The organism is Microcoleus sp. AT3-A2 (assembly GCF_036705685.1).
Taxonomy (GTDB): Bacteria; Cyanobacteriota; Cyanobacteriia; order Cyanobacteriales; family Microcoleaceae; genus Microcoleus.
Genome location: NZ_JAUBVF010000014.1, coordinates 124,834 through 136,448 on the forward strand (window position 1 = coordinate 124,834; position 11,615 = coordinate 136,448).

Sequence of the window (11,615 nt, forward strand, 5' to 3'; positions counted from 1 at the left end):
GTCTTGTTTCTTGACTTAGTATTTGATAATTTCCACGTTAGGCAAAGGGAAGATTAGACCAACACCCCTTTTCAGTATTTCTTCCTCGCGCTTGAGAAATTCTTCCTTAAAATGCCACGGCAAGACTAAATAATAATCCGGCTTCATTGCCCTTGAATCCGCTTCGCTGACAATCGGAATGTCAGTACCGAGCGTATAAGCGCCGTACTTATCTGGGTTTCTCTCCGCCGCTACATCTATAATGCGATTGTCAATTCCGCACCACTGCAAAATTGTATTGCCTTTAGTCGATGCACCGTAAATGTGAATGCTCTTACCTTCTTTTTTCAACATTTTTAGCAGCGAAACTAACTGCTCTTTATGCACGTTGATCCTGTCTTGAAAATTTTTGTATGGTTTGTCGGTATCCAGCTCCATGTCAAATTCTGCCTGACGTAATAGCTTGATGCGCGTCACAGCTTCTTGTTTCTTGAAGGCAAAGTTGTCAAGATGCGTTGCATAACAGCGAATGCTACCGCCGTTGATGTCGTTAAGTACGGCATCTACTATTTTCAAGTCAGCTTGTTTCAGTATATATTCCAGCACTGCTAAACTGTAATATTCCAAATGCTCGTGACAAATTGTGTCGTAAGAATTCATCTTGAGCATGGATGGCATATAAGACATCTCAAAGACCCACAAACCACCAGGAGCAAGCGCTTTTTTGATTTCTTTGCAGAAGCTTACCGGATCTTCCAGGTCATAAAACATGGCGATTGACGTAATAATGTCAAATTTTTCGCCTTGTAAAACCTTGGTGAGTTCTTCTGAAGGAAAAATGTCTTGAATTGCAGTAATGTCTCCGGTTATTTCTTGAGCTACGTCTGACGGATCGACACCAAATTTGATAAAGTTTTGCGGATAGCACTTTAGTAAAGTGCCGTCATTACAGCCAATATCTAAAACACGAGCATTGCTTTTGCCAATCAGGGATGCTGCTTCTTCAGTAATTCCCTGCAAGTGATTTCGCATGGTTTGGTTCGTGCCGGAACGATACCAGTAGGCAGAATATAAAACTTCCGGCGGAACCGTATGTTCCATCTGTAATAAACCGCAGGCTTTCTCATCTTTTGTGGGATCGCAACGCACTAGAGAAAGGGAAATTTTTCTCAGGGGTGGTTCTTCTTTCCCTGGCTTGACAAAGGAACCTTGCAAATACTGTTCGCCTAAATTAATCACTGGGGTGAGGGCTGAAGAACCGCATACCCGACAAGTTTTACGATGACCTAAGTGCATTGTTTTACCTCTAAAATTAGTTATTTTTTTGAGAGCTTAGCTTTTCTACCAGTGCTTTTAAATTTCCATCTATTCCATCTATACACTTATTCCGTTCTAAGTTCAATATCGCTAGCTGTTTGACAACTCGATCTTTTTCAGAGGCTGCCACTTTTTCAAACTCATAGACTTTTTCTTGTTCGTGCCACAAGTTGCAGTTAACGTGGGCGAGCTGCGAGAAGATTTCGCCTATGCTGCCAAGGACATCAGGCACATAATTGCCTTCTTGTTTATAAACTTTATTTGAGGCAAAAGTCAGGCGAGCGATCGGAATTTTACCCGATATAGCAGCGCTAATAAATTCGTTCATTTCCTGCTGAAGCTGTTTTTCTTGAACAGCAAGGCTCTTGAGTCTGATTTCGTCTTCGGAATGCCACTGTTTCAATTTAACAATTGTCAATTTGTCGCAGAGAGAGCCAAGTGTTTCTGCCATAGGTCAAATGTGATTGGTTTAAAAGAATCTAACTGAGGATGTTTGGCGATAGCTCGTTTTTTCTAAAGGAAGTTTCCGCACATCACGCTGTAACCCTCGCTCCTGTCTTAGGCATCAGTCATACACTAAAGATTTTATCGTAGTTGTTACCGCCAAGCTACTAATATAGATCGTTTGCTAACAGACGAACACCCATTTCGGTTGTTCCCAGAATAGTCCCTACTATTTTATACAACGTTTTTGCACGCACACAGGATTATTTTACATACAAAACGCTGAGGATTGAGACATCCGAGCGCAAGCAGCTTTAACATCACTCTCTCTCGTTCAATTGACAAATTCAACGCTCTACTCGATCTCAGCCATAGGTAGACTATGAGAGCGAGGATTGGGATATATTTGCAACCCTCTGGGTTCGACAATCAAATCCAGCGCCTCTATCACAATAGCACCGAGTAAAGCATACTTTTTCCCAGGTGGGACGATTGCTTCAAACCAACCTTTCCTACCGCACACTTCGACTTCAAGCCCACTAACAATATCTCTTTCAGCACTCTCCTCGTTAGCATACTTAACTATCTGCTTCCTAATCTTAGCGAAGTTAAACTGTGCAGCAGTTGATTCTGGCAAAACTAGCATCGTCGCTCCTGTATCTACTTTTGCCTCTCGATCCACTATCTAGCTGTCAGTCAAAAAATTTCTAATTTTTAAGGTAGTGTAGGTAATTCCCATCGCTGCTCACTTCTTGGTTTCTACTAGATTAACGGAAAATCGCCCCCCGATCGCCGAAAACCTTGTGGGCTGGGGGACGCCAACTCTTGACAAAAATCATTTAATATTGTATATGTAACAGCAAATTCACAAACCGATGAGAAGTTCGGTTCCCGCGACCTGAGACCGCCACAGCACGGCCGGGATTCCTCACCACACAAAAACAAGTTACAATTACGTTAAGATTGATGAACATAAATAAAAATTCCCAAGTCACAGGGACTAAAAATTAGGAGATCGACCTCGGTGAATAAACGCTGGAGAAACGCTGGCCTGTACGCACTGCTGGCTATTGTAGTCATTGCCTTAGCAACCGCATTTTTTGATAAACAGCCCCCAAGCCGCGAAGTTTGGAAGTACAGTCAATTCATTCAGGAAGTCGAAGGCAAGAGAGTAGACAAAATAAATATCAGTTCCGATCGCAGCAAAGCCCTGGTCACAGCCCAGGACGGCAACAAGGTACTCGTTAACCTGCCAAACGACCCAGAACTGATCAACATCCTGACCAAAAATAACGTAGATATTTCAGTTCTGCCCCAAAGCGACGAAGGCTTCTGGGTAAAAGCCCTCAGCAGCCTGTTCTTCCCGATCTTGCTCTTGGTGGGACTGTTTTTCCTGGTGCGGCGCGCCCAAAACGGGCCCGGCAACCAAGCCATGAACTTCGGCAAATCCAAAGCTAGAGTCCAAATGGAGCCACAAACTCAGGTGACTTTCGGCGACGTGGCCGGCATCGAACAAGCCAAGCTAGAGCTCGCAGAAGTCGTGGACTTCCTGAAAAATGCCGATCGCTTCACCGCAGTCGGAGCAAAAATCCCCAAAGGCGTGCTGCTGGTGGGCCCTCCCGGAACAGGCAAAACCCTGCTCGCAAAAGCAGTGGCTGGAGAAGCAGGCGTTCCCTTCTTCTCGATTTCCGGTTCAGAATTTGTGGAAATGTTCGTGGGTGTCGGTGCTTCCCGCGTCCGCGACTTGTTTGAACAAGCTAAATCGAACGCTCCTTGTATCGTATTTATCGATGAAATTGACGCCGTAGGCCGCCAGCGGGGCGCTGGTTTGGGCGGTGGTAACGACGAACGGGAACAAACCCTGAACCAGTTGCTGACAGAAATGGACGGCTTTGAGGGCAATACTGGCATCATTTTGATTGCTGCCACGAACCGCCCCGATGTGCTCGATGCGGCGCTGCTGCGTCCGGGTCGCTTCGATCGCCAAGTTGTGGTCGATCGCCCCGACTTCGGAGGCCGCCTAGAAATTCTCAACGTTCACGCCCGCGGCAAAACTTTGTCGAAAGACGTGGACTTGGAAAAAATCGCCCGCCGGACACCCGGTTTCACAGGTGCTGATTTGGCAAACCTGCTAAACGAAGCAGCAATTTTGGCCGCCCGCCGCAACTTGACCGAAGTCTCGATGGATGAAGTCAATGATGCGATCGACCGCGTGCTCGCTGGCCCGGAAAAGAAAGACCGCGTGATGAGCGAAAAGCGCAAAACTTTGGTAGCTTACCACGAAGCCGGTCACGCTTTAGTCGGCGCGCTGATGCCCGATTATGACCCCGTGCAGAAAATTAGCATTATCCCCCGCGGCCGCGCTGGCGGTTTGACTTGGTTCACACCCAGCGAAGATCGGATGGATTCTGGCTTGTATTCTCGGTCTTACTTGCAAAATCAAATGGCGGTAGCTTTGGGCGGCCGCATTGCTGAAGAGATTGTCTTCGGCGAGGAAGAAGTAACGACTGGGGCGTCGAACGACTTGCAGCAAGTGGCAAGAGTAGCGCGGCAAATGGTGACTCGCTTCGGAATGAGCGATCGGCTAGGCCCTGTAGCTCTGGGTCGCCAACAAGGCAATATGTTCATGGGTCGCGATATCATGGCTGAACGCGATTTCTCTGAAGAAACCGCAGCGACGATCGACGATGAAGTGCGTTTGTTGGTAGAACAAGCTTACCGCCGCGCTAAAGATGTACTCGTCGGCAACCGCCACGTCCTTAATGCTTTGGCAGATATGCTAGTTGAAAAGGAAACTGTGGATGCTGATGAATTGCAAAATTTGTTAGCTAATAGCGATGTGAAAATGGCGACGATCGCCTAATCAATTTTGGATTTTGGATTTTGGATTTTAGATTAAATCTAAAGTTTGAAATCAATAATTGGGGTGATTCTGGGATTGTCTGGAATCGCCCCGATTTTTTTGTAGGCACACAGGAAGCAGCGAAAAAAAGCATTGGAGTAGCAAACCATGATCGTCACTGAAGATAGAGCGCGTGAACTTGCACTTGATTGGGTAGAAGCTTGGAATACTCATAACCTCGATCGAATCATGTCCCATTACGCAGAAGATGTAATTCTGATATCGCCTGTCGCAGCGCAACTGCTAAACGAACCATCTGGGACAGTGACAGGCAAAGAAGCGCTACGAAACTACTTCAAAAAGGGGCTGGAAGTTTATCCTGACCTCAAGTTTGAGTTGCTTGATGTGATGTGGGGGGTTTCCAGTGTTGTCCTTTACTACATCAACCAAAAAGGCACGAAGGCAGGTGAGTTTATGAAAGTCAGTTCAACCGGAAAAGTGACTAAAGTTGTTGCTCATTACAACGGGTAGAGCGAGGTTATGCAAATGGCGGTAATATGGATGGCACAACCGAGCGATGCTGAAGCTTTACTTACTCTAGCTAGCGAGTCAAACGCAGTCCACTCGCCTGTGGTGTAAAGAACATAACGCAATTTTAACCGCCCCCTCGGAAACCCACGGAGGTGGGTTTTGTTTGTATAGACGCGGTTGAAACCGCTCGGTCTTCCGATATGAACTGTATTAAATTATCTGGGAGCGAAATAAGTTAGCATGAATCATCAATCTTGGTTGACACTACTAAAAAAACACCGCGCAATCGCAGTTATCCGTTCCTCCGAAAAAGAACTCGCTCGGCAGATGGCATCATCGGTAGCAGCAGGCGGAATCCAGTTTATTGAAATTACTTGGAACACCCACAAAGCCGCTGAATTAATTGCCCAACTCCGCTCCGAATTCCCTACTTTTAGTATTGGCACTGGCACTTTATTAAACTTAGAAGAGTTGCAGCAAGCAATAGACTGCGGCGCTCAATTTCTGTTTACTCCTCACACCGATGTAGCTATGATTAAAACAGCAGTTGATGCCGGAGTGCCGATCGTCCCCGGTGCTTTTTCTCCTACGGAAATTGTCACCGCGTGGCAAGCAGGCGCTACCTGCGTTAAAGTGTTTCCGATATCGGCTTTGGGAGGCGCGGCTTACCTGAAAAGCCTGCAAGGCCCCCTGGGAAACATTCCTTTAATTCCCACTGGCGGGGTAACGCTGGAAAATGCGAAAGTATTTATTGACGCCGGGGCGATCGCCGTTGGTTTAGCCGGAGACTTATTTCCTAAACACTTAGTGGAAAATCGCGATTGGCGCGCGATCGTCCAAATTGCACGAGATCTTACCCAAAACTTAACAACTTGTTAAGCCCTCTTTCAAATCCAACATTTCAAATCTAAAATCTAAAATAGTACAAGCCAATCTAAAATCTAAAATCTAAAATCTAAAATAGTACGAGGTGTGAGAAATGAACAGGACTATTAACTCAACTTACTTCCGTCGCGCTGCAACTTTCTGTGCCGGCTTCGCCCTCACTTTTGCTACATTCTGCGGCGGTTCAATGACCGCATTTGCCAGCGAACAGCACAACATAATTGCCAATAAAATTATGCTGTTGCAGCAATCCAGCGAACGCTGGATTGAAATAGATTTGTCAAGACAAAGGTTAATAGCTTGGGAAGGAAATACACCCGTTTACGCGGTAATTATTTCCAGCGGCAAATCATCGACTCCCACCCGCACGGGAACCTTTGCCGTTCAAACCAAACACCGCGTTACTAGAATGACTGGGGATGACTACGATGTGCCGGATGTTCCCTATACAATGTATTACGACGGAGGCATGGCAATTCACGGCGCTTACTGGCACAATTTGTTTGGCAATCCAGTTACTCACGGCTGCACAAATGTAGCTGTCAATCACGCTAAATGGCTATTTGAATGGGCCTCGGTGGGAACACCCGTGGTTGTGCACAAATCTGAAATTTAGACCCTTGGGCATTGGGCATTGGGCCTTGGGCATAGTCAAACACTATTCAATCTGTTAGAACCCCTACTTCTTAAAGAAGTCGGGGTTCTGGGTACTATGTTTTTTTAGGTGTGCTTACTTAACTGCTGCTTTTAACAACAATCCCAATTGTATAAAACTTTACTAAAATCTAATTCTCTGAGTGCTGATTCATCAATAAAAAAGTTACCGACACCACTGTCTCCCCACATGATATCTACTGTCTCATTGGCATCGCTATCCATTTGGAATAGAAGAATATCTAGCTTTTGTTTTTGCTCAGATGTATTACTATATTTTCTTGCATCGTCTTGTGTAAAATAAGGATAACCACCTATTTTATGACCAAAGGAATGCGATATTTCTCGGTACTCATCCTCAATTTCAGAGTTCATAAATAACTCTTCAATTTCCGATCCTAAAATTTGTGTAAATTGGTAGTCACTGGTGCTAATCGGCGCATATTTTTTAGTAAATTGCAAGCCGCAACAGCCATTAACAGGAAAAGATTCTGGTTGCGGCAAAAAATCATAATTGGTAATGATGTTTTCAACTTTGAAGTCGGGCTGAGGAAAATAGATTATTTTGAATTGGTCTTCGATTGTATGATTATCTGCATTGGCAGAATTGTCCAAATTTAAACCATATAGGTCATCGTCAGCTATATAAAACTGCAAAATTCCGCGATCGGGAAAACCATCTAAAGGCGGTATTTCATCAAAGTTGAGTTGCGCTAGCAAGAATAAATATTTACCGTCACAAGTTTTGGGATATTCAAAGCCTTTAGGTAAATAAGGAAATCCCCCAAATTTACTCTGCCACCAATTAACGTCATCATTCTTCTGGGTTTTAATTTCGATGTAAGGTTTAATGGTAGCTTCGATGCTGTCGCGATACTTTTCTAGTTCTGGAGAGAGTGGACATTCTAGTTTATAATTCATTTGCTTTTAACAATTTGTTTTGAAGGCAATCAGTAGGGTGCGCCGAAGCGCACCTTACCTGTAAAACCTATCCTTAACTTAACTGCACCACGGGTTTATCCTCTAACAAAGTTTCATTTGTCAGCAAATCTTCCACGGTAATTCGCAAAAAGCGCTGTTCGTCAACGCGGAAGAAGATTTTGATGCGATCGCTCCCCGGATACCCAGGCGGCGTCAATTGAGCGATGCTGCGGGCTCCTTCTTTATCATTTAGGGGCTGTACCGATGTTTGGCCCGCGAGTTGGCGAGTAATTAGCCTGTCACCGTCAAAATATATCTCCGTGCCGCCAGTTTCCGCTCCCAATTCGCCGATAATTAATTCTATACTTGGCTGACTTTCTAAAGAAGCTCCCAAGACTAATTCTACCGGTTCGCTCATCGGATAGGACTGGCCAGATTTAATTAAACTGTGCCAACTGTGGCAATTGTCGCGGCGGTTCCAGTAGCGAATGCCGTAACTGTGATAGAGAAAATCTTTGATTTCTATGCCTTGACTCAGTTGCAGAGCACCTTGGGCGATCGCCTCAAATGGTTTGTCACAGCGAATTTTGGCCGGCTCGAAATATTGCTCCACCCAACGCCCGACAGCGGGGATTTGCACAGTACCGCCAACTAGCAAAACTGCGTCGATGTCGCCAATTTCTAAGCCTTGGCGCCGCGCTTGCTGCAATACTTGATTCATGCAGTCGTCCAGTTTGTCAAAAAACTGATGTTCAGCGAGGATAGATTCAAAACGAGTTCGGTCTAATTCTAATTCGTAACTCTCAAAATTTTCATCATCAAAATAAACCTCAACTGCCTGATTCACCAAAGACAACTGAATCTTTAACCGTTCTGCCAATCTCGTTGTAATGGGAGATTTTGCCAGCCCTTTTGTTTTAACAAAATAGTCAACCAGCCAATTATCAATATCAGAACCGCCTAAATTTTGTCCGGCTTTAGCCAAAACCCGGGCAACTTTTGTTTTTTGCGCTGAAGATTCAGCTAATAGCTTTTCGCCCCACTTCAGGATAAAACCGAGGGGCTTTTTGTCGGAGGAAGCGTCCAAACGCACTAAAGAAAGGTCTAGAGTTCCGCCGCCGAAATCAATGACTAACAGATTTTCGCGATCGGCTAAACCGTAACCCAAAGCAGCCGCCGTAGGTTCGTCCAACATCCGCACCTGTTCTACTTCGAGAGATTGAGACACTTTGCCCAACCAATGGCGGTAAGCTTCAAAACTATCTACAGGCACTGTAAAAATCAAAGAGTCGATCGGCAAAGGCAGTTCGCGAATTGAGTTCACAATTTGGCTCAAATACCACTCACCTACTTGTTCAAAAGTAATAAGTTCCCCGTCCAGTTCCGGCACAAAACCCTGAACAGAAGTGCCAATTCCCCGCTTAAAATTGCGAAAAAACCGAGAATCTCCACTCAAATCCAGGCCTTTGTCGCGGACTTGCTGACCGAGTATAACTTTACTTTGAGCAGCGTCCTCAACGTAGAGTAAACTGGGAATTAGGGGCGGATTTTGAGCCGAGATTGCCGACAATCCCGGTAATTTCAAAGTTTCGGGCTGCTGGAGGGCTTGATTCCAGCGAGCGACGACAGTGTTGCTAGTTCCAAAATCAATTGCGATCGTCATTCAGCCAAAATACACAGCTACGAGGGATTCAATTATATTATTGTATTTTGAACCCCAAATGCAAATAGATTATCAACTTGTGCTTGCATAAATACTTAGTTCCAATCAAAACTGCTTTAGCAGCGGAGTCTTCAATTTTGTGCAACTGCATATTTTTGGTTGCAACAAATAAGCGCCACTTTTATAAGTGGCACAAAACTCATACCATTTTAAATTTTAGATTAAACACTTGGGAATGGCTGACTGCATAAGGGTTTGGAACACTGGCATACAGTTGCATTTTTTTTTATTGGTATCACCTGTGCGCCGCTGCCAAGCTTTTACCTTTGATATCAATCCAATTTTCAAATAAAGCGTGCAAAATGCTGGATATCGGCGATCGCAAAACAGCACTATTGGCTCTAACACTACTTGTCCCTGCGGCTAGTATCGGTATCATAGCAGCCTTGTATATTGCCCCTGGAAGCTGGGGAAAAACACTGTCAGTCTTCTGTCAACTTTGGTTGCTGGTTTTTCCGATCGCATGGTCTGTTTTTGTCGATCGCAAAAAGCTCAGTTTATCCCTGCCCAAGCGGCAAGAATTGCTGGCTGGATCTATTTGGGGAATATTCATGTTTGCGATGATTCTAGGTATCTATCGGCTTTTTGGTCAGCACTGGATCGATCCTGTAGTTGCAAAAGAAAAATCGTACCAATTAGGTATTAGCAGCCCTACTATTTACTTGATTGTAGAAGCATATTTTGTGCTAGTTAACTCACTGATTGAAGAATTTACTTGGCGGTGGTTTGTCTGCAACCAGTGCCAGATTCTCATACCGGGTACAAAAGCAATATTTCTGAGTTCGCTATTTTTCACGCTCCACCACATTTTTGTAATAGCAGCTTACAGCGACTGGCAGGCTGTGATCTTAGGTTCCTTAGCTGTCTTCACCGCCGGGATAATTTGGTCGCACTCTTATCTGACTTACCGTTCGCTGTGGTCGAGTTATATCAGCCACGCGATCGCAGATTTAGCCCTAGCAACTATTGGTTGGCAAATCCTCTTTAACTAGCTGCTTTTTCAGCGACTATCGCCTGCAATTCTACAGTAACAATTGACCCTTTTCCCCACTCTCTCTCCTGACTAATATCTTCCCTCATCATCGGGGCGGCATGGCACTGCCACAGGCGATAATGTACCCTGATAAATTTTAAGCTTCGGCAAGGTATATGTGGCTGTAGCTGCGGTTAATGCCAACTAGCAGCGACAAGTGTTTGCTGGCATTCATGCTGATTCTACTGGGCTCTTGACTGATGCTGTGCAATAATCGAACGTTCATATCTTCCCAGCGGAAGATGCTTTCCGTTAAGACATCTGCTTTTAATTCTAGGTTTGGTTTTGCTGGCGATCGCATAATTTTAGCTGCATGAAAACTGGCCCACATATCGCTACAAGCATCGGCAGCCGGGCCCCCAAGATCACACCGATTGTCATCTGGAATTGCCAACTTAGGAAAAATTATGCTTTCATAACATCCAATTTTTTGTAGGCGAAATCGTTTGATACATACCACGAAGCTGCTGCTACTGCTTAGGAGTCAAAGTTTGCACGATATAGGCCGATCCCCCTTGAGTATTCCTTTGATCTTTATAGGGTCATTTGATAAGTTGCTGCTCAAGTTTTGTTACGGTAATTACTTAGACAGGAATTGGGCAGGAACGCTACATATACTCTGCCCCGCAGTGGCAGTCTCTTGTGGGAACTTTTTCATGAGATCGCCTTTTATTAAAACCTTTAAAACTCAGGCAGCTAATTAAATTTATATCGGTGAAGCCCTGTTATGTAGCACTATTCGGAAACCTATTTTTTCAAACAGTGGACGCCTCAACCATCTTTTTTCATGAACATATGACAATTAAGGGCGAGGGATATCTCTTAAAAAACAGGGTTTCTCCCTTCATTCCCACGTCCACAACGGTGATTCGCGCGATCGCGCCCCTGCTGGTATTTGAGAAAACCACCATCTCTGAATCTTGACCAAATAGGATATTGTATCAAGCAATACCGACAGCACAGTTACCAAAAAACCACAGCGACTGATTGTATTTAGCTCTGTTGGTTCAATGAGGCAATCAACATCCTCAAGGTAAGAATTCCCCTCTTGAATCGAGTATAAAATTTTGCCAAAAACGGTGTCTATCTACTGCATATTGTTGCTTATGCTACCTTTCTCCCCACATTAAAAGTTGGCTGATATTCGGTTTACCGTACATCCCTGTCTGTTGGATCGTAAATGATGTTATCTTGAACAGAGGGTGTTGTCTAGTACAGCTCGGCGTAAGTACACAGACTATATTTATGGTAGAATAACATAGTTAGCTGAGACCCGTTTAGGTGGG

At 44.7% G+C, this 11,615-nt stretch carries 11 protein-coding genes; 5 read left to right on the top strand and 6 right to left on the bottom strand.

The features are described 5' to 3' along the window. Nucleotides 1-15 precede the first annotated feature (15 nt). From QUB37_RS11380 to QUB37_RS11390, 3 genes are all read right to left on the bottom strand, one after another. Entirely contained in the window at nucleotides 16-1,275 is a 1,260-nt protein-coding gene (locus QUB37_RS11380; protein WP_333161943.1) for a class I SAM-dependent methyltransferase, read from the bottom strand. Nucleotides 1,276-1,291: 16 nt separating this feature from the next. Beyond that, entirely contained in the window at nucleotides 1,292-1,747 is a 456-nt protein-coding gene (locus QUB37_RS11385) for a hypothetical protein (RefSeq protein WP_333161944.1), read from the bottom strand. Nucleotides 1,748-2,095: 348 nt separating this feature from the next. Further along, nucleotides 2,096-2,422, bottom strand: coding sequence for a hypothetical protein (locus QUB37_RS11390; RefSeq protein WP_333161946.1), 327 nt, complete (start codon nucleotides 2,420-2,422; stop codon nucleotides 2,096-2,098). A 342-nt stretch (nucleotides 2,423-2,764) separates the two neighbouring features. On the opposite strand from QUB37_RS11390, the gene ftsH3 reads away from it, so the two are divergent. From ftsH3 to QUB37_RS11410, 4 genes are all read left to right on the top strand, one after another. Then, nucleotides 2,765-4,603, top strand: a complete 1,839-nt coding sequence (gene ftsH3 / locus QUB37_RS11395; protein WP_333161948.1) for an ATP-dependent zinc metalloprotease FtsH3 — start codon at nucleotides 2,765-2,767, stop codon at nucleotides 4,601-4,603. A 147-nt stretch (nucleotides 4,604-4,750) separates the two neighbouring features. After that, on the top strand, nucleotides 4,751-5,113 hold the full coding sequence (locus tag QUB37_RS11400; RefSeq protein ID WP_333161950.1) for a nuclear transport factor 2 family protein: 363 nt from the start codon (nucleotides 4,751-4,753) through the stop codon (nucleotides 5,111-5,113). 240 nt (nucleotides 5,114-5,353) lie between these two features. Then, nucleotides 5,354-5,992 (top strand): bifunctional 4-hydroxy-2-oxoglutarate aldolase/2-dehydro-3-deoxy-phosphogluconate aldolase, encoded by a 639-nt coding sequence (locus QUB37_RS11405; protein ID WP_333161952.1) that lies wholly within the window; start codon nucleotides 5,354-5,356, stop codon nucleotides 5,990-5,992. Between the two features lie 100 nt (nucleotides 5,993-6,092). Continuing rightward, nucleotides 6,093-6,614 (top strand): L,D-transpeptidase, encoded by a 522-nt coding sequence (locus QUB37_RS11410; RefSeq protein ID WP_333161953.1) that lies wholly within the window; start codon nucleotides 6,093-6,095, stop codon nucleotides 6,612-6,614. Nucleotides 6,615-6,745: 131 nt separating this feature from the next. On the opposite strand, the gene QUB37_RS11415 is transcribed toward QUB37_RS11410, so the two are convergent. Further along, the gene (locus QUB37_RS11415) at nucleotides 6,746-7,573 is read right to left on the bottom strand and encodes a YwqG family protein (RefSeq protein ID WP_333161955.1); all 828 of its coding nucleotides are present in this window, start codon (nucleotides 7,571-7,573) and stop codon (nucleotides 6,746-6,748) included. 73 nt (nucleotides 7,574-7,646) lie between these two features. After that, on the bottom strand, nucleotides 7,647-9,236 hold the full coding sequence (locus QUB37_RS11420) for an Hsp70 family protein (RefSeq protein WP_333161957.1): 1,590 nt from the start codon (nucleotides 9,234-9,236) through the stop codon (nucleotides 7,647-7,649). 362 nt (nucleotides 9,237-9,598) lie between these two features. Between QUB37_RS11420 and QUB37_RS11425 the strand changes: the two genes are divergently transcribed. Continuing rightward, nucleotides 9,599-10,288 carry a CPBP family intramembrane glutamic endopeptidase gene (locus tag QUB37_RS11425; RefSeq protein WP_333161959.1) on the top strand — a complete coding sequence of 230 codons (690 nt, stop codon included), beginning with the start codon at nucleotides 9,599-9,601 and terminating at the stop codon, nucleotides 10,286-10,288. A 138-nt stretch (nucleotides 10,289-10,426) separates the two neighbouring features. Here QUB37_RS11425 and QUB37_RS11430 read toward each other — a convergent pair whose 3' ends face one another. Then, a complete protein-coding gene (locus QUB37_RS11430) occupies nucleotides 10,427-10,789 on the bottom strand; it encodes a hypothetical protein (RefSeq protein WP_333161961.1) in 363 nt (120 codons plus the stop codon). Between the last annotated feature and the right edge of the window lie 826 nt (nucleotides 10,790-11,615).

Excerpts from the sequence above, each read along its gene's own strand:
- QUB37_RS11380 (WP_333161943.1), bottom strand. The coding sequence starts at position 1,275 with ATGCACTTAGGTCATCGTAAAACTTGTCGGGTATGCGGTTCTTCAGCC.
- QUB37_RS11385 (WP_333161944.1), bottom strand. The coding sequence starts at position 1,747 with ATGGCAGAAACACTTGGCTCTCTCTGCGACAAATTGACAATTGTTAAA.
- QUB37_RS11400 (WP_333161950.1), top strand. The coding sequence starts at position 4,751 with ATGATCGTCACTGAAGATAGAGCGCGTGAACTTGCACTTGATTGGGTA.
- QUB37_RS11405 (WP_333161952.1), top strand. The coding sequence starts at position 5,354 with ATGAATCATCAATCTTGGTTGACACTACTAAAAAAACACCGCGCAATC.
- QUB37_RS11410 (WP_333161953.1), top strand. The coding sequence starts at position 6,093 with ATGAACAGGACTATTAACTCAACTTACTTCCGTCGCGCTGCAACTTTC.
- QUB37_RS11415 (WP_333161955.1), bottom strand. The coding sequence starts at position 7,573 with ATGAATTATAAACTAGAATGTCCACTCTCTCCAGAACTAGAAAAGTAT.
- QUB37_RS11420 (WP_333161957.1), bottom strand. The coding sequence starts at position 9,236 with ATGACGATCGCAATTGATTTTGGAACTAGCAACACTGTCGTCGCTCGC.
- QUB37_RS11425 (WP_333161959.1), top strand. The coding sequence starts at position 9,599 with ATGCTGGATATCGGCGATCGCAAAACAGCACTATTGGCTCTAACACTA.